The organism is Paenibacillus sp. 01T431, assembly GCF_056398625.1.
Map to the genome: position 1 here is coordinate 42,126 of NZ_JBFTPT010000030.1, position 18,659 is coordinate 60,784.

Sequence of the window (18,659 nt, forward strand, 5' to 3'; positions counted from 1 at the left end):
GAGTAAGAAGAATTACGAAAATGAATTCCCGAACTAAATGAGTTCATGTAGAGCTTAACAGCGAGATAAAAAAGTTCATTTCTTAGATATTATGAAAGTGCAGAATACGGATTAGTTATTTGAAGTAAATAGGCCTATTTATTTAAGCTTATAACTATCTTGCAGTTTCTATGAAATCACATAAATGGAATAAGACATTACGATAAAATATTTATACATACACCGACATAATAAAACGGATTTTGTCGATTTGTGCACTCTTTTTAGTGCTTTTCGCTCATTCCATTTTTGTGTATAACTTGCTATATTTTACATACACAAATTATATGTGAATTTTTTAACATTGGAGTGAATATCAATTGGTGAATAAAAGTAAAAAAGTTATTCTTTTAACTGCTGCTTGTAGTGTATTATTTTCTGGATCTGTAATGGCAGCATCAACGTCGTGGACTAATACTGGAACAAATGAAGTAGATAGGTATTATAAACCTAGTTCAGGAACTATGACTTCTACTAAAAATCCAGCAGGGTATCCTACCGTTTCATCTAACCTCTCCTTTAAATTTACTACAGCACAAACAAATAAAATAAAACAGCACCAAAGCTTTTTAATAACGTATGATGTACGAGATAATTTTAAAACTAATTTTCATGGTTACTTCATCTCAACAACGCTACCTGATCCGAAATATGATTACGAAGATGATAATGGTGATGGAAGAACTGATGAATTAGAAGTAGTTGTTAAGGATAACTGGGGTGTAGAACCTAATAAAACGTATACTGTTGATACAGGATGGGAAATTAAAAGCTCTAATGGATCTCCGCAATTAGTTAGTTATGCTAGTTTAAGCACTCTTCCATTCTTTCCAGGGGGAGATTATAACACTCAACCAGGCACATCTGAGGTTCTTGCTGGATATAAATGGAACACCGATACTCGTAGTATTCCTGATACAACCATAAGCAAAATTGCTGAATCTAAGGCTTTAAACAACATTACTGAATCTAAGGTTTTAAACAACAATGAGCAATATAAACAGATTAATTCAATTCAAGAGCTTGATAGTTATAGAGAGGCAGCACATAAAAAAATAAATGAACTAGATCAAAATGAAAGTATTGAATTTGTTCTTACATTTGCCCAACCAATCTCATCAAGTATATTTAATTCTGTACTACAAGATTCAAAAATCGATGTAGATCAGTGGTATGCTAGAGGATATAATGTGAATAATGAAGTTGTCACAATTGGATCGAACCAGACAAATGAAAATACAATAGAACGAATTATTGTAGAAAGCTCAAATTCATTTGAAGGATTTACAGAAATTCACGGAAAAGCTGAAGTGAAAACCTTGAAGAAATTACTTGAAAATTCAAATGTTTACTCGATAGAACCTAATGTTGATAAATCTATTGCAAATGGCCTTTCATGGAAACTTGAAAATTTTAGTAAATAAAGTTAAAATAGAGTGTGATCATCACACTCTATTTTCTATTGAAGGTGAAAAAATGAAGGAAAAAAGTATGAATGATAGATTTAGTTTTGTTTTTTATTTTATGGTTGTATTATCGTTTTGTGGAATATTATATTTAATTTCAAGTACTATTCTTAGTTTTATTTTCGGTTCTTTGGATGCTAAAAACATTTTGATATCTTATATTCAAGGCTTTATCATTTCGTTCGTTCCCGCCTTTTTAGTCGTATATTTCACTAAGAATTTGAACGCTATACGTTTATTACTCATCTTTTTTATTCTAGTCGTTGTTGAAATTGTTATTCCTGTTGGTGTTGCATCTGGAATAGAAGATGCTCAATTAGATGATAATGTTTTTTACACACTTGCAGAAGTATTACCTTATTTTAAATACGGATATAAATTTATAATTTGTTCATTAGTAATAAATATGATTGCAATGGCTATTCCCTTTTTGTTAAAGAAGAATTAGTCGGGCAGCGTCAAGAATTATGTGTAAATGAAAATATCCTTCTCTTGTAGTGGAATGAATTAGTCTTTGGTAGAGAACATCGCCTTGAGTTCAGCACGTGCTTGATCAAATCCAATATGACAACGAGTAGCGAAGCGTTGGTTATACCTTTCGAACTGAGAAACGAGAAACTTCTCCAGTGCTTCTTCATGTGGGAACTGCTCTTTACGTTTGGTATACTTCTTAATCTGTTTGTTAAACGATTCAATTAAATTAGTCGAATAGATGCTTCTCCAGATCGCCTTGGGAAAGCCGTAGAACGTGAAGATATAAGGATTCTCACGTAGCGATTTAACAACCTTAGGATAAGAACTCTGCCATTTACTACAGAAGTTTTCAAGAGCTGCCTTACCAGCTTCCTCATGGTCAGCTCGGTAGACCGATTTGAAATCTGCACAAATCTCTACCCGATCAGACACACGTACTTTATGGGATATATTTCGAGATAAATGCGCCAAACACGTTTGGTATTTCGAACGCGGATAGACTTCCTGTATGGCACCTATAATGCCTGTGAGACCATCAGAAATAAAGAGAAGGACTTCCTCTGTTCCACGTCCTGTAACAGCTCTTTCCACACGTAAGCAGATACTGTCGGCGCTATCGCATAGGCTAGCACTTCTTTTGTACCGTCTTCACGGATACCAACAGCAACATACACAGCTTCTTTCGATACCGTTTCACGCTTAACGGCAATGTATGTTGCATCGATGTACACGCAGATATAGCGCTCAGCTAGCTTACGCTTCATGAACGCATCGACATGTTCAATCATCACTTTTGTCATATTTGAAACGGTTTGAGGCGTATAGTGATGACCATACATTTTTTCAATAAGGTCAGCGATCTCTGTCATGGTCACACCCTTCTGAAATATGTGGATGACAAAATATTCTAGCGTATCATTGGAACGCTTATAAGGCGCAACGGTCTGCTGTTTGAACTCACCGTTACGATCTCGTGGGATGTTAAGCTACAAGTCTCCATATTCCGTGTGAAGCATACGTGTATAGCCACCGTTACGAGAATTTCCTGAGTTCACACCGATACGATCATATTTTTCATAGTCTAGAAACGCCGTTAGTTCTGTTTCTAGCAATTGATTCATAGCAGTTTCCAGGTGAGAGTGAAAAACTTCAGTCACATCTTGTTTTGTGACTAGAGCTTGGACTAAATCTGATGTAAAATGATTCATAGGGAAGACCTCTTTTCTGCGAATGGTGTTGTGGTGACTTCATTCTAAAAGAAAAGGTCTTCCTTTTTGCTATTTATCTATTACACATAATATTTTACGATCTCAATAGTTGGAAATAAAAAATATTTATTACAAAGGAAATTAGATTTATTTACTCCAGTGTAATAATATTTTTGTAATTATCTAAAATTAGCTAATATCTTGTCAACATTTTTCTCTTAAATTAAGTTGGCGATCGCAGTATACTAAAAATAGATGCACCAAAGAACCCTCACTGAGAATGGTCAAGACGGGACTGATCCCCTAGCGTGAGACAAATCAAAACACCTTCAAGAAAATGTAACCATGTCGTAAGATATGGAGATAACCTTGGAGGTGTTTTTGCGTTGGCAACCAGAGTCAGTTACCCAGTAGAAACGAAAATGAAAGCCATTGAAATGAGAATGGCAGGTATTTCAGTGAAAGAAGTGATGGAGCAACTCCACATTCAAAATAAGACACAAGTGAAGACATGGATGCGTTGGTACCGTAATGGTAAAATGCAACGACAGGAGCAACCTGTTGGAAAACAATAGACCTACGGCAAAGGTCCTGAATACTCCTCGGAGTTAGAACAGTTAAAAGTCGAGAATCGTTTTTTAAAACAACAAATAAACGTACTAAAAAAGTACAAGGAGATGGAAAGGAGGTTTCGCCTAAAATCGTAGTAGAAATAATCGAGTCCCTTCGAGGTCACGTTAGTATTAAACATGCCTGTTTATGGCTAGGTGTTTCTCGTGCTACTTATTATCTTTGGAAGAAAGCATATGAGACTGAGATGCCGGACAACATGGTTGAGACGATTCGAGAGCTCTGTATCTTGCATAAATTTCGCTATGGGTATCGGAAGGTGACCGCACTACTTCGAATGAAGCATACGATCAATCACAAGCGGGTACAACGGATCATCCAATGTGAAGGCCTGCAATGCAGGGTCAGAGTCAAAAAACGAAAACCAACGGGACAGCCAGTTTATCTAGAAGAGCAATTGTTAAAGCGTCAGTTTCATGCGGATGCCCCGATGCAAAAGCTTGTGACGGACATCAACTATTTTCCATATGGTGGGAAAATGTTGTATCTTTCGAGTATCATGGATTTGTTTAATGGAGAGATTGTAGCCAGCACCATATCAGAGAAGCAAGACACTGCGTGTGTGTTAGATACGCTGAGTCAACTACCATCACTACCCGGAGCGATGCTCCATAGTGATCAAGGCAGCATCTATACCTCCCAGGCTTATCAGGATGCAATAAAAGAGAAAGGCATCATCATGAGCATGTCCCGCAAGGGTACGCCCGCTGATAATGCCCCTATCGAACCGTTTCATTCCACACAAAAGTCTGATACGTTCTACTTCGAAGGTTTGATTTATACAACGACTGCAATCGTTGAGCAGACCGTTCAAGACTAGATCACTTACTATAACGTAATTCGTATTCAAACGAAACTAAATAACCAGTCGCCGGTAAAATTCCGACAACTGGCTGTTCAAACTTAAAAGGTGTTTTGATCCCTGTCTCAAAAATAGGGGTCAGTCCCGCCAGTGGATTTGGAGGCTTTTTATCATTGGAACCAAAGCTGTTGGGCTTTCTCGATGATTTCCCCTCGTTTTCAGTCAAACTTATTAAAAACGGATTTTTTTTTAGGGTGTCGTGAGTGAGGGAAGTCCTGTGGGAGTAAGGCGGAGCGGGATTTGGTGAGATGGGTGGCGCAGTCAAGGTTTGTTAGTTGTTAACAAGAAGCCTTGTGGGAGTAGGCGGGAGCGGGATTGGCAGACATATTTGCATGGGGAAATTAAACCGATAAGAAAGATAAACGAGTAGATACATGAATAACCAAGTTTTTTAAAATTAAATTGGAGTTTCACAAGGTGCATTAAGTGAATGTCTCCGACAAATAAGACGGCATCTATCTCACATAATTCACCACGCGCCACTTAAAGTTTGACGCAAGCTGACCAATATTCAGGCCTTCATCCCTGATATAGCTCGGATTTTCTTTTTCCAAGGCTTCCACCAGAAGACTGACATGCCCTTCTAATCTTTTTCTCCGGCAAACATAACCACTATAATCCCGCATCACACAAGCACTTCTCAGGTTTTCACCTTCTCTTTTATCCGGCTCAAAAGCTATTCTCATCTTCTTTTCTCGGCTCTTTCCTAATCCCAAATTCCAGTATATCCCCGTTGTTTCCCTTCTCACACGTCAAACTTTAAGACAAATCGGTACTACTATTACTTGCGATTAACCCCGACCAAGACGCGCGGAAAGTTTGGCCTGACGCCTTCAATTTATATGAATACAGCGTATCGACCCGAGAAATATCCTCATTCTTTGTACCACATAAAAAAATTGTCATATGACAGAATTGATGACAGCGGTCACTATAAGACAACCTCCCTTTTAATTATAGTAGTTAATGATGAGAATTTTTTTAAAAGGATCATGTTGAAGCCATGGTAAAAAGGCAGCTAAAGACCTCATGAATTATCAATGATAAACTATGGTTCCATACAAGAAAGTGGAGGAATGAAGGATGAGGAAACAATCTTTTTTGTTGGTCATCGCTATTTTATTATCAGTTATTTCACCTGGACTAGTACCTAATAGAGCGGATGCGGCTGGGGGTACAGTTACAAAAACTTACGCTGCCTCTGCGGATACGATGGAATTGAGAGGTCAGCAGGAATTTGACGGCATATATGATAATGATGGGGATGGTTTTCTTTATGTTGGTATGAGTAATAATTACGGATTCGTAAATGTCCGAAATAGAATGGCAACTATGTTTAATCTAGGTGTACCTGAAGGAACTATTGTTTCAGCAGAGCTGGTCTTGACTGTCGCTACTGTCCTTAGAATCCCTGGTCATAATTTGTATATGGAAGTTAGGGGTTCTACAACGAATGATTTGAACCTTGTAAGCTTTCCTCCAATGGATACGAACACCCTTAATGCGGATAAATTTACAGCAAAGAGTACTAGTGAAGTGCCTATGGGTACATATCTTCAGAATCAAACGATTACTCTTAACGTAAAATCAGCTGTAGATGCATTTACGGACAGCTCTGATCGTAAACTAACCTTAATTCTGAATGGTAATGAGTCAGATGCTGATAGCGGTAGATTTCTATTTTATTCCATGGAAGCTGCAAATGCTGCGTATCATCCTAAACTAGTGGTTACTTATGAGACCGGACCTGCAAATACGATTCCGACAGGTTCTTTTACGATAAATGAAGGCGCAGCTACAAGCTCGTCAATTGCTAATCTATCTGTAACGGGATCTGACGCTGACGCAGGCGATAGTGTTACGCATATGAGATTTTCGAATAGTTCTGCGGGTTTGCCGGCAGCATCTTGGTTGCCTTTTAGCAATTCAGCAACATTTAGTCTAGCTGGCGGTGACGGGGCTAAGACGATCTATATGCAATTAAAGGATTTTAAAAATGGAATTTCGAATACATCTTCACAGAGTATACTATTAGATCAGACATCTCCAACAGGATCTCTTATCATTAATAATAATGCTGCATTTACTAAAAACCACACCGTGACTTTGAGCGGAAGTTATTCCGACGGGAGTGGCTCGGGAGTTGAGCAAGCTCGGCTCTCGAATGTTAGCGGTAGTTGGCAAACGAGTTGGTTTAATATTTCTGATTTGAATGGGAGGTCGTGGGTACTCTCAGCAGGAGAAGGCGCTAAAACGATATATGTTCAATATAAAGATAGGGTCGGAAGTTTGAGTATGGGAACTATAAGCAGCACGATTACTGTAGATACCATATCACCAGTTATATCAAATGTAGAGAATAATAAAACATATAACAAGGCGATGGCCCCCACATTTAATGAAGGTAGTGGGCTATTGAATGGTAACCCCTTTAATAGCGGGACAGAGATTGTTATGGATGGTACTTATACGCTGATCGTAACAGATTCGGCAGGGAATTCAACAACGGTTAACTTTAAAATAGACACGGCTGCACCAGTTGTAACAGGTGTAACTAATGGTGGAATCTATAAGGGGAATGTGACAGTCACCTTTAATAAAGGAACGGCGACATTAAATGGAGCAGCATTTACTAGTGGAACAATGGTTACAATAGACGGTACTTATATGCTTGTTGTAACTGATCAAGCAGGGAATGTAACGACAGTGGGCTTTGAGATAGATAAGACTGCACCATCTGTAAGTGGAGTAACACATGGTGGGAGTTATAAAGCCCCGGTTACGGTGTTTTTTAACGAAGGAACGGCGACGTTGAATGGAGCGGCATTTGCTAGTGGAATGCGGATTGACGCGGATGGTAGTTATACACTTGTCGTAACGGATGCAGCAGGAAATGTAAGAACGGTGAACTTTGTGATTGATAAGGTAGCACCAATCGTAACGGGTGTTGCGGATGGTGAAATGTACAAGGATAAAGTGACAGTTACCTTCAATGAAGGAACAGCAACATTGAATGGAACTGCTTTTACAAGTGGTACGGAGATTACTGTAGACGGTAGCTATACACTTGTCGTAACGGATGCAGCAGGAAATGTAACAACGGTCAACTTTATTATTGATAGAGTAGCACCAATCGTAACAGGTGTTGCGGATGGTGGAATGTACAAGGATAAAGTGACAGTTACCTTCAATGAAGGAACGGCAACATTGAATGGAACTGCTTTTACAAGTGGTACGGAGGTTACTGCAGACGGTAGCTATACACTTGTCGTAACGGATGCAGCAGGAAATGCAACAACGGTGAACTTTTTGATTGATACTGTAGCACCAGTAGTAACTGGAGTAACCGAAGATGGGATCTACAAGGATAAAGTGACAGTTAGTTTTAACGAAGGAACGGCAACATTGAATGGAACTGCTTTTACAAGTGGTACGGAAGTCATTCAGGACGGTACGTATAAGCTCATCGTAACGGATGCAGCTGGAAATGTAACAACGGTGAACTTTGTGATTGATAAAGTAGCACCAGTAGTAACTGGAGTAACCGAAGGTGGAATGTACAAGGATAAAGTGACAGTTAGCTTCAATGAAGGAACGGCAACATTGAATGGAACTGGTTTTACGAGTGGTACGGAAGTTAATCAAGACGGCACGTATAAGCTCATCGTAACGGATGCAGCAGGAAATGTAACAACGGTGAACTTTGTGATTGATAAGGTAGCACCAATTGTAACAGGAGTTGCGGATGGTGAAATCTACAAGGATAAAGTGACAGTTACCTTCAATGAAGGAACGGCAACATTGAATGGAACTGCTTTTACGAGTGGGACGGAAGTCATTCAGGACGGCACGTATAAGCTCATCGTAACGGATGCAGCAGGAAATGCAACAACGGTAAACTTTGTGATTGATAGAGTAGCACCAATCGTAACAGGAGTTGCGGATGGTGGTATGTACAAGGATAAAGTGACAGTTAGCTTTAATGAAGGAACAGCAACATTGAATGGAACTGCTTTTACAAGTGGGACTGAAGTTAATCAAGACGGCACGTATAAGCTCATCGTAACGGATGCAGCAGGAAATGCAACAACGGTGAACTTTGTGATTGATAGAGTAGCACCAATTGTAACAGGAGTTGCGGATGGTGGAATGTACAAGGATAAAGTGACAGTTACCTTCAATGAAGGAACGGCAACATTGAATGGAACTGCTTTTACAAGTGGGACTGAAGTTACTCAGGATGGAACGTATAAGCTCGTCGTAACGGACGCAGCTGGAAATGCAACAACGGTGAATTTTGTGATTGATAGAGTAGCACCAATCGTAACAGGTGTTGCGGATGGTGGAATGTACAAGGATAAAGTGACAATTACCTTCAATGAAGGAACGGCAACATTGAATGGAGCAGCTTTTACAAGTGGGACTGAAGTTAATCAAGACGGCACGTATAAGCTCATCGTAACGGACGCAGCAGGAAAAGTAACAACGGTGAACTTTGTGATTGATACAGTAGCACCAATCGTAACTGGAGTAACCGAAGGTGGAATTTACAAGGATAAAGTAACAGTTAGCTTCAATGAAGGAACGGCAACATTGAATGGAACTACTTTTATAAGTGGGACTGAAGTTAATCAGGATGGAACGTATAAGCTTGTCGTAACGGATGCAGCTGGGAATATAACAACGGTAAACTTTGTGATTGATAAGGTAGCACCAGTAGTAACTGGAGTAACCGAAGGTGGAATGTACAAGGATAAAGTGACAGTTAGCTTCAATGAAGGAACGGCAACATTGAATGGAACTGGTTTTACGAGTGGTACGGAAGTTAATCAAGACGGAACGTATAAGCTCATTGTAACGGATGCAGCAGGAAATGCAACAACGGTGAACTTTGTGATTGATACAGTAGCACCAATCGTAACAGGCGTTGCGGATGGTGGCATGTACAAGGATAAAGTGACAGTTAGCTTCAATGAAGGAACGGCAACATTGAATGGAGCAGCTTTTACAAGTGGTACGGAGATTACTGTAGACGGTAGCTATACACTTGTCGTAACGGATGGAGCGGGTAATGCTACTACGATTATTTTCCTAGTGGATACTACTGCTCCAACCGGTACATTAACCATTGATCAAGCTGGTTCGGAATGGACGAATGTTGCGGATACAACTCTAACTCTTACTAGCGATGACAGTAGTAAAGGAAGTGGCGTTGTCGAGATGCGCTTCTCGGGCAATGGGACGGATTGGAGTAGCTGGGAGCCATCCGCTGCAACGAAGGCATGGAGCTTTGGAGCAGGCGACGGGGAGAAATCAGTATTCGTACAGTTTAAAGACAAGGCAGGCAATGTAAGTCATTCCGTTATTCAAGATAAAATAAAACTTGACCAGACGATACCAACAGGAATGATTACCATCAATAGCGGAGCTACTGTAACGAGTAGCAAGGAAGTGAAACTATCTCTAACTTCTTCAGATGGTGATGGTAGTGGTGTTACTGAAATACGGTTTTCTACCGATAAGTTGACCTGGTCAGCTTGGGAGAATGTATTGCTCACCAAAAATTGGATTTTGGATGGAGATTATGGATCTAAGCAGTTATACGTTCAATACCGAGATGCAGCAGGTAATAGTAGTGTGGCACATGCAGCATCTATTGAATACCAAGCAAGCAGCGGTTCCAGCAATGGCAGTGGTAATGCAGAAACGAATTCTGATATCACAGTTAGCATAGGAAACAAGCCAGTACAAATGGTTAAGGCAACTGTCAGGACAATAGAAGGTAAAAAAGTAACGACGGTGGTCTTTGAGGAAGCGCAGCTTAAAGAGCTTTTGAAGGGAGCAGGCGATAAACCCGTTATTACGATTACGGTCCATAATCAATCTGATATCGTGAATTGGGAAATAAATGCTGGGCTTCTTTCAGCCTTTGAAAGCAGTAACGCTGTTATTCAACTAATGTCTGAAAAAGCGTCTTATAGCTTTCCGATGGATCAAGTTCATATTGATGAATGGCTTAACCAATTCGGATCTAATGTTTCACTGAAGGATATAACTCTCAAGATGGAAATCATTCATGCTCCTAACTCAGAATTTGTTTATAAGGATAGAGATAACGGACAAATTACACTTATCGCTCCGCCAGTCAGGTTTTCAGTGAAAGCATACTTTGGGGGCAAGGAGATAGAGCTGAATCAATTTGATACTTTTGTAGAGAGACGCATTGCATTGCCTGAAGGATTAGATCCTAAGCGTATTACGACGGGAGTAAAGCTAATCTCGGACGGATCGCTCATTCATATTCCAACTAAGGTAATAGAAGAAGACGGACGTTATTACGCTGTCCTGAGCAGCATGACTAACAGCATGTACGGTCTCATTTATCATCAAAAATCATTTAGCGATGTTGCAACACATTGGGCCAAAACAAGCATCAATGATCTGGCATCACGACTTATCATTAATGGTTCTGACGAGCAGCGTTTTTTACCGGATAACGAAATAACTCGAGCAGAATTCACAGCTATAATGATAAGGGCATTAGGTTTAAGCTCTGCTGCAAAATCTGTAAGCTTTACAGATATATCAGAAAAGGATTGGTATCACTCAGCAGCTCAAATCGCGTATTCGTACGGATTGGTTGATGGATACAGCGATGGTTCATTCAAGCCTAATGAAAAGATTACTAGACAGGAAGCAATGGTTATTTTATCGAGGGCAATGAAGCTGGCAGATTTGTATAATGAGCTTGGCAATGTACAGCAGCAAAATCTGCTTCATGGCTTTAAAGATAATACAAAAATAGCAGCTTGGGCTCGCCAAGCCGCGGCATTAACGATTCAATTCGGTGTTATCGGCGGTTATAATGGGGAGCTGCAGCCTCAGAAAAATATTACTAGGGCTGAAACATCCGCCATTATCCAAAGGCTGCTTCAAAAAGCTAAATTCATTTAAGCATTACATAAAGAGGCTGCGGATTCCGCAGCCTCTTTATCGATTAGAAGCCTGAAAATACCTATTAGATAAATTAGGTGTTTCCCGTTTTTTTTATGTTCAATGATATAAGGGGAAAGAGATTCCTTTTCATATTTTGTAAAAAGAGGGATGTTGTGACTCTATTAGTTAACTAGAGATTTCTGATTGGCAACTTCTATTTGTTGTAATATGATGGCGGTTAGGGAGTCTTATGTCGTATTTACCCGGATCTAATGTCTTTTTTACCCCTGTTCGTGTGTGGGCTATTGGTTATAATGAGTATTGTGTAAGGGCTTCCAATTCTAAAAAAATGTTGAAAAGAGGAATGCACTTGAGCAAACAGTATGACGTCGCGGCATACATATGGCCGGCTTATACAGGGGACGAACCAAGAACTAGGATGTTCTGGCCTGAGGGGATGGGGGAGTGGCAATCTGTCAAGAACGCCGTCAAGAAGTTTTCCGAACATAATTGGCCGCGCAAGCCGCTGTGGGGCTACTGCAACGAAGCGGACCCCTATGTGATGGAGATGCAGATCAACGCGGCGGCGGACCACGGCGTCAATGTATTCATTTACGATTGGTACTGGTACGACAAACGCCCTTTTTTGGAAAATTGCCTCAACGACGGCTATCTGAAGGCGAGAAACAACGATAGAGTAAAATTTTATTTGATGTGGGCTAACCATAGCGTGAATAATACGTGGGATATCCGCTTGTCGCATGATATGGAAGGCGCCATGATCTGGGATGGCGCGGTCGACCGCAAAGAATTCGAGATCATCGCCGATCGCGTGATCAATCAATATTTTAAGCATCCGTCTTACTACACGATTGATGGCAAACCAATTTTCAATATTTACGATCTTGCCAATCTGATGAGAGGTTTGGGCGGTGCCGAGGAAACGAAGGATGCATTCGCTTGGTTCAGAGCCAAATGCGTCGAAGCAGGCTTGCCTGGCTTACACCTGCAGCTCACTTTGTGGGGAGAGCAGAACTTCAATCTCAGCGGCGTTGACGGCGGGGAAAAGGTAACGGCGAAAGAGATCGTGAAGCTGCTTGGCTTCGACAGCTTGACCCACTATCAGTACGTTCATTTCGTGAACGTAGACCGTGATTACAACGAAATCATGGTGGATGTCGTTCAAGAGTGGTCCCGCATTGACGCAACATACGACATTCCGTATTATTCGCACATCTCGGTTGGCTGGGATAATAATCCGAGGTTTAAGGAACGTGTTCCGCTTGTTGTTCAGAACAATACGCCAGACAACGTTCAGAAGGCGTTTGAACAAGCGAAGCAATATGCGGATACACATCCAGAGCAACCTCCGCTCATCACGGTGAACAGCTGGAATGAGTGGACGGAGACGAGTTATTTGTTGCCGGACGATTTGTACGGGTACGGGTATTTAGAGGCGATTAAGAAAACATTCGTCAAATCGTAAGCGCGGAGAGCAAACCTCCTCTTTGAAATAATCAGACCCACTCGGAGTGGGTCTCTTCTCCGATTTTAAATCATGTCTGCTGGAAGCTTGTGGCTGACAACTGGCAACCACGGCAAAGGAAGGTGTAGTAAATACCTTCACTATTTCCGACTTGCTCCATGTCCAGCTGGGCAATGAATACCATTGTTTGCTCACAACTAGGGCAAGACGGGTATTCAGCATCCTGAATCCAAGTCGGATGCCCTCCAATTTGTGTGGCAAGTACTTCAAGGGTCCAGTACGAAGCTTCATAACTGCCTCTAGGCTGGTCTACCATGTGTAGCAAATGGACAGGCTCTGTATCCTCATAAATCTCTCGAGAAAAATGCTTCGGCAGCTGATTATAGGAACTCCAGCTCAAATGACCCTGATAATCAATTTCCATGAACTGCACACCATAATAAGCAGCGCACCGCATACATGCAGCCAATCGCAAACGTTCACCTTCAAGATTCAGAAATTGCAGAACCGGGTCGAGGAGATTGCAATCAAATAGTACTTCTATTGGGCCGTCGCACCATGGGCAGGTATGATTACTGTCCTTAAGCGCAAGCACTGCTTTATTTTCAGTAAATTGATCTTCAGCCTTAAATGCATAGCGAACCGAATGGAATAATGTTATCTTGTTTCCCTCATCATCCAGCTCCCAACCGGCTTCATGAGTATAGCTTTCAGGGGATACATAAAGTTCGCTAGCCCAGTGTGGAGTTGATTTTGCCCAGCTATCAAACTGACGCACGATCTCTTCATCTCCGATCCAAGCAAGGACTGACAGTAGATGGTTGCGATTCTCCTTATCGTGATGAATCCGTTCAATGATTACGTTTCTAATGGAAGGCAGAGCATCTTTGAAAAGAATCCCTGGATAAAAACATTCTTTTTGTACTAACGCATCTAAGCCAAGATGGATGTTTGCCTGAGCAAAGCAAACGAGCGATAACAAAATTTCTTCGGCCTGATCAAGCTCCCCATCTTCAATGAGTTGAACAGCATACGCCTCCATTTGAGCGACTTCCTTTGGAGTGAGGTTATGATAAAGTTCCTGTTCGCTTTTTGGGTAGGAGAGAAGGACCTCTAGCGGATCATGTTTTTTAGGTGTATGCATGATTTTAAGTATTTCAACGGGTTCAGTAACATCTTTATAAGGATCGACAAATCTACGATTGCGGGCAATATAGTCTTCCTTTTCCAATCGAAGCTTTTTTTGTTGGCAGGGCATACATATTCCGCCTGTCTTGGCTGCGGTAGCTGGTAAAATAGTTGCTACGCAGCCTTCTGTTTGGCAGGGCAGACGTTCCGTCATTAGCTCACCTCTAGAAAAATGAAATTTTGCTTTCTGTCTTTATTATCCCTGTCATTGAAAAGGTTGTCACTAGCATTTAACCGAATTATAAACGGGAAGAAGCATTAGTAATTATCGAATAATGATGGGAGGATTATGATGCGGGTCAAACGGATCGTCACGAATATTGAAGCGCAGGATATTACCGCTGCAAAACGCTTTTACGAGGATGTACTCGGTCTTGAGTTATGGATGGATCATGGTTGGATTAGAACTTACGGTTCGAGCGAAGAGATGAGCATACAAATTAGTTTTGCCACACAAGGGGGATCTGACACGCCTGTGCCTGATATGTCAATCGAAGTTGATGATCTCCAAGCTGCTTTTGATGGTATGAAAAAAGCTGGGTTTCCAATCGAATATGGAATCGCTGTGGAGCCCTGGGGTGTTCGGCGTTTCTATGTACGCGACCCATTTGGTAAGCTTATCAACATTCTTTCTCATGAGCATTGAGGCAAGGTGAAATTTATTGTTTACAGCATGAGATAAACGGATAAAGCCCGCCGACCAACTGAAGTGCACCCCTTATAGTAGACATTGGAAAAACCCATATGGGAAACCGATGATACTTTAGGGGGTATTTTTTATGAGGAAGAACGAACAACCAAATAAATCGTATACAAAGGAAATAAGGCAGGAAGCCGTTCGGTTACATGTGGATGAGAAGTGGACGTATAGGCAAATTACTGAGAAATATGGGATACAAGATAAAGATAGAGTTCGTAAATGGGTCTATAAGTTTAGAAAACAAGGTGAATATGGATTATTGGATAATAGAGGTCGAAGGGGAGAATATGTCGATCAGGACCTATACATCCAGCAGCTTAAACGGGAGAATGCGGTGTTAAAAAAGTGCTTAGAAATCTGGAAACGGGAGGTGTAAAGGGCAAGTATGCCATTATCGAAGAGATGTCCGGAATGTATTCGGTGACTCTTCTTTGTGAATTACTTGATGTATGGCGAAGTGCTTACTATCGCTACCTTAAGCGTAAAATGGATGATCCTAACTGCGAAATCAAGAAGTGGATTAAAGATATTTACCTCCAGCGTGATCGAAAGTATGGTTACAGCAGGATTCAAGGTGAACTGGAGCGTCAATATGGAGATACAGTGAACCACAAGAAAGTGTTACGTCTCATGCAGGAAATGGGTATTCGATCTATCATTCGCGCTAAACGTCCTTACTTCAACACGTATCAGGCCGCGCAGTCAGACGGCAGAATTGTTCCAAATCTGCTGAATCGTGAATTCAAGGCAACAAAACCAAATCAGAAGTGGGTTACGGACATCACACAGTACCGTGTAGGTGATCAGCGCCTATATCTTTCTGCTATAATGGATTTGTATGGAAAAGACATCGTAGCCTTTCATATGAGTACTAGAAACGACAATGAGCTGGTATTAGACACCTTTAGCAAGGCTTTTGAAGAACACAAAGACGCTGCAGGTAAGATAGTCGAACTAATCGTCCATAGCGATCAGGGCTCCCAATATACGTCTCATGTTTACCACGATCTACTGCCTACGGTAGGAGTCCAAATCAGCATGTCACGTCGGGGCAATTGTATAGACAACGCAGCAATGGAGAGTTTTTTCTCTCATCTGAAAACGGAATCACTCTATCCATATGATATTAGTTCAATTAGTGAGGCTCAACAACGAATTGCGGAGTTCATTCGATTTTATAATAATGAACGGATTCAAATTAAATTAAACAAACAGACACCAATTGAGTATCGACTAAAATTACAGCATGATCGTTAGACAAAAATCGAATGTTAGACTGCAATTCATTAAGCTAACGGGCAGTATAGTTTAATAACTATACGCCGTTTACAAATATTTCAACTCAATGTATCATTGGGTCGTGTTCTTCATTTAGGGGGTTGTTGGAATGAATCTTTTAAAGGAATCTCAAGTATTAAAAAACTCAGCTGATTCATTAATCGATGACTCGGGGATAATTCAAATATTATCTAACTATGGAAGAGTCAAAACAGTTGGCAGTTATGCGTTAGATGTGATACTTGATAACGCTGATATTGATTTCTGTGTGGTAAGTGAACAGGTTTCAAAGGAACGAGCGTTAGATTTACTAAATGAACTCATATGGCAAAATTATTTTCATGGTTTTTTGTTTTATGATTTTGTATCCAAGATGAAACGAGATGGGTTTCCTGAAGGATATTACATTGGTCTGAAAATGAAAAGTCATCAAGGTCTTCAGTGGATAATTGATATATGGTTTTTAACCGATGAGAACGACAACAAGTTGACGGAGTATTATAAACGACTTTTGACTGAAAAAAATAGAGAGATAATTTTGGAATTTAAACAATACAAAAAACTGAGTCCTCATAAAAAGAAAATACTTAGTATAGATATCAATGATGCTGTATTAGTACAAAACATTACAACGGTTGACGAATTTGTTGAATATATAAACAAAAAGCATCCAGGAACCATTGATGTAAATGATAAATGGGCTAGAAACTTATGGTTATAAAGCTTTGACTTAAAGAGCAAAACACGATTAAATCCGAATCTTCATATTAAGCTAACGGAAAACGATAGTTCAATTGCATTAAGGCTGCCGTATGGCAGCCTTTTCTCAACTAACGTGCAAATAGTTTCGACGAATACTTGTCAAGGCGATATTGGGGGGATATATTTTCATTGGGTAACTTTATCATATATTGGGGAATGTTCAGTAAGTACCTTCCTTTTGTTTTGACTACATTGATCACTATTTCTATTGTGTTTGCTATTATTTATTACAGAAGACAAAAGAGTGGAGATCAATTAAATGCCATCAGAACGACATTGAGTGAACTGGTTATTTCATTCGTTATGATTGGCATACTGTCTGTATCACTCTTACCTTCGAACTTAAATTCAACTTTTCAATTCAGCATTAAAGTACAACTAACTCCTCTGCTAGCAGGGGATTTGGAGTATTTAATCAATGTGATCATGTATTTAGTTCTGATTTCTTTTGTGACATTTCATACAAATGCGAGAAACGTGAATCCAATATTTTTTGGCATGATACTTTCATTATTCATTGAGGTCATGCAATATTTATTACCAACAGGTAGAATTGCTAGTGTTACTGACTTTATTTTAAATTCAATGGGATCAGTGATAGGATTCTGCATCGCAAAAATAATATTGTCTGGAATCCAGATGGTTTCAAACACGCGTACGATAAACAAGTGAAATTACTTGAGTCTATTAAAGAGGTTGCTTCGGTAGCCTTTTGCTACGCTAACGGGCAGGATAGCGTAGTGATATCCGAAGGACTTAAACTGAAAATCGAAAGACCAGAGAATTCTAGATCATCAATGTAGCTGGGCACATCAATTTGCAAGCGAAAATTCTATGAACACGAAGAGACGGCAGCCGGTGAAGGCTGCCGTTTTCTCGTGTTCAAAATAGGTTCCATGAATGTTAGAACTATCCAAGGGTATTCTGTAGGTTTATTATTTAAACAGAATAAGGAACGATTGATAAGTGTTAAGAGATACCCCGAGGAATATTATCTGGTTCATCAGGAGGCATTTATGATAACAAAGAAAATACTTGTTGGACTAATATCTTCGTTTGTTATAACAGCTTTATTTTCAATACTAGCCTCTTCTCCAAAAAGCTTAATTCTTTCAAATATTCCATGGTTGTTTATGTATATAGCGCCATGTGTCCTGCTGTATGGTATACCAGCGTCTATTGTATCTGATAATCTAGGAAAGAAAACTAAATATCCAATATTAGCTTCACTATTGCTTCATGTTTTGTCAGCTTCGTTTTTCATTGTCTTTAGTGTTTCTTTCACGTTAATATCCATTGGCTCCTCGATATTATTTTTTTCGATCGATGTAACTTGGGATTTTTTAAGAAAGAAAACCCTTATGCTATAAGTTTGGATTACTAGAGCCCCTTTTTTAAAAGATAAACAGGATGCACTTCACGCTCTTCACAGTATCAATTAATTATAATTATTAATGGTGAACCGTATCATTTGTCATTACGCTAAACATTCCTGTTGAGGCTAAGAAATAGTCTTTGTCAAAAAAGGAGCACCTCGGTATGATGGGTTTGTCGACAACACATCAAGGAGGCGCTCTTACTATGAAGTTTAAGCAATCAGACGCACAAAATCAACGGATTGAACAAATTA

General features: G+C 40.1%; 13 protein-coding genes and 2 pseudogenes. 11 read left to right on the top strand and 4 right to left on the bottom strand.

Features of this window, described 5'->3' with window-relative positions:
- The first annotated feature begins 362 nt into the window (after positions 1-362).
- Positions 363-1,463 (top strand): hypothetical protein, encoded by a 1,101-nt coding sequence (locus tag AC1DM9_RS32390; protein ID WP_477584083.1) that lies wholly within the window; start codon positions 363-365, stop codon positions 1,461-1,463.
- Positions 1,444-1,953 (top strand): hypothetical protein, encoded by a 510-nt coding sequence (locus tag AC1DM9_RS32395; RefSeq protein ID WP_477584085.1) that lies wholly within the window; start codon positions 1,444-1,446, stop codon positions 1,951-1,953. The genes AC1DM9_RS32390 and AC1DM9_RS32395 overlap by 20 nt, the downstream gene beginning before the upstream one ends.
- Positions 1,954-2,012: 59 nt before the next feature.
- Here AC1DM9_RS32395 and AC1DM9_RS32400 read toward each other — a convergent pair.
- Positions 2,013-3,187, bottom strand: a pseudogene (locus AC1DM9_RS32400) (IS256 family transposase).
- A 386-nt stretch (positions 3,188-3,573) separates the two neighbouring features.
- On the opposite strand from AC1DM9_RS32400, the pseudogene AC1DM9_RS32405 reads away from it, so the two are divergent.
- Positions 3,574-4,724 (top strand): annotated as a pseudogene (locus tag AC1DM9_RS32405) (IS3 family transposase).
- Here AC1DM9_RS32405 and AC1DM9_RS32410 read toward each other — a convergent pair.
- The gene (locus tag AC1DM9_RS32410; protein ID WP_477584103.1) at positions 4,639-4,845 is read right to left on the bottom strand and encodes a hypothetical protein; all 207 of its coding nucleotides are present in this window, start codon (positions 4,843-4,845) and stop codon (positions 4,639-4,641) included. The pseudogene AC1DM9_RS32405 and the gene AC1DM9_RS32410 sit on opposite strands and share 86 nt — an antisense overlap.
- A gap of 289 nt (positions 4,846-5,134) precedes the next feature.
- Positions 5,135-5,395: a hypothetical protein gene (locus tag AC1DM9_RS32415; RefSeq protein ID WP_477584087.1), complete on the bottom strand. Its 261-nt coding sequence runs from the start codon at positions 5,393-5,395 to the stop codon at positions 5,135-5,137.
- A 367-nt stretch (positions 5,396-5,762) separates the two neighbouring features.
- On the opposite strand from AC1DM9_RS32415, the gene AC1DM9_RS32420 reads away from it, so the two are divergent.
- Together AC1DM9_RS32420 and AC1DM9_RS32425 are read left to right on the top strand one after the other, a co-directional pair.
- Positions 5,763-11,633, top strand: a complete 5,871-nt coding sequence (locus tag AC1DM9_RS32420; RefSeq protein WP_477584089.1) for an S-layer homology domain-containing protein — start codon at positions 5,763-5,765, stop codon at positions 11,631-11,633.
- A gap of 352 nt (positions 11,634-11,985) precedes the next feature.
- Complete coding sequence (locus AC1DM9_RS32425) at positions 11,986-13,101, top strand: glycosyltransferase WbsX family protein (RefSeq protein ID WP_477584091.1); 1,116 nt, start codon at positions 11,986-11,988, stop codon at positions 13,099-13,101.
- A 70-nt stretch (positions 13,102-13,171) separates the two neighbouring features.
- Here AC1DM9_RS32425 and AC1DM9_RS32430 read toward each other — a convergent pair whose 3' ends face one another.
- Complete coding sequence (locus AC1DM9_RS32430; RefSeq protein ID WP_477584093.1) at positions 13,172-14,443, bottom strand: DUF1963 domain-containing protein; 1,272 nt, start codon at positions 14,441-14,443, stop codon at positions 13,172-13,174.
- Positions 14,444-14,581: 138 nt separating this feature from the next.
- Here AC1DM9_RS32430 and AC1DM9_RS32435 point away from each other — a divergent pair, with 138 nt between their 5' ends.
- The 6 genes from AC1DM9_RS32435 (at position 14,582) to AC1DM9_RS32460 (ending at position 18,399) form a co-directional block, all read left to right on the top strand.
- Entirely contained in the window at positions 14,582-14,935 is a 354-nt protein-coding gene (locus AC1DM9_RS32435) for a VOC family protein (RefSeq protein ID WP_430060533.1), read from the top strand.
- A gap of 133 nt (positions 14,936-15,068) precedes the next feature.
- On the top strand, positions 15,069-15,365 hold the full coding sequence (locus AC1DM9_RS32440; RefSeq protein ID WP_477584095.1) for a transposase: 297 nt from the start codon (positions 15,069-15,071) through the stop codon (positions 15,363-15,365).
- Entirely contained in the window at positions 15,335-16,246 is a 912-nt protein-coding gene (locus AC1DM9_RS32445) for an IS3 family transposase (protein WP_477584097.1), read from the top strand. The genes AC1DM9_RS32440 and AC1DM9_RS32445 overlap by 31 nt, the downstream gene beginning before the upstream one ends.
- Before the next feature lie 130 nt (positions 16,247-16,376).
- Positions 16,377-16,988, top strand: coding sequence for a nucleotidyltransferase domain-containing protein (locus AC1DM9_RS32450; protein ID WP_477584099.1), 612 nt, complete (start codon positions 16,377-16,379; stop codon positions 16,986-16,988).
- Between the two features lie 170 nt (positions 16,989-17,158).
- Positions 17,159-17,701: a VanZ family protein gene (locus AC1DM9_RS32455; RefSeq protein ID WP_477584101.1), complete on the top strand. Its 543-nt coding sequence runs from the start codon at positions 17,159-17,161 to the stop codon at positions 17,699-17,701.
- A gap of 344 nt (positions 17,702-18,045) precedes the next feature.
- Positions 18,046-18,399 (top strand): hypothetical protein, encoded by a 354-nt coding sequence (locus AC1DM9_RS32460; RefSeq protein ID WP_477551807.1) that lies wholly within the window; start codon positions 18,046-18,048, stop codon positions 18,397-18,399.
- The last annotated feature ends 260 nt before the right edge of the window (positions 18,400-18,659 follow it).

Bases quoted from the DNA above. Each gene is read 5' to 3' on its own strand.
- AC1DM9_RS32420 (WP_477584089.1), top strand. From the start codon at position 5,763: ATGAGGAAACAATCTTTTTTGTTGGTCATCGCTATTTTATTATCAGTT.
- AC1DM9_RS32430 (WP_477584093.1), bottom strand. From the start codon at position 14,443: ATGACGGAACGTCTGCCCTGCCAAACAGAAGGCTGCGTAGCAACTATT.
- AC1DM9_RS32435 (WP_430060533.1), top strand. From the start codon at position 14,582: ATGCGGGTCAAACGGATCGTCACGAATATTGAAGCGCAGGATATTACC.
- AC1DM9_RS32440 (WP_477584095.1), top strand. From the start codon at position 15,069: ATGAGGAAGAACGAACAACCAAATAAATCGTATACAAAGGAAATAAGG.
- AC1DM9_RS32450 (WP_477584099.1), top strand. From the start codon at position 16,377: ATGAATCTTTTAAAGGAATCTCAAGTATTAAAAAACTCAGCTGATTCA.
- AC1DM9_RS32460 (WP_477551807.1), top strand. From the start codon at position 18,046: ATGATAACAAAGAAAATACTTGTTGGACTAATATCTTCGTTTGTTATA.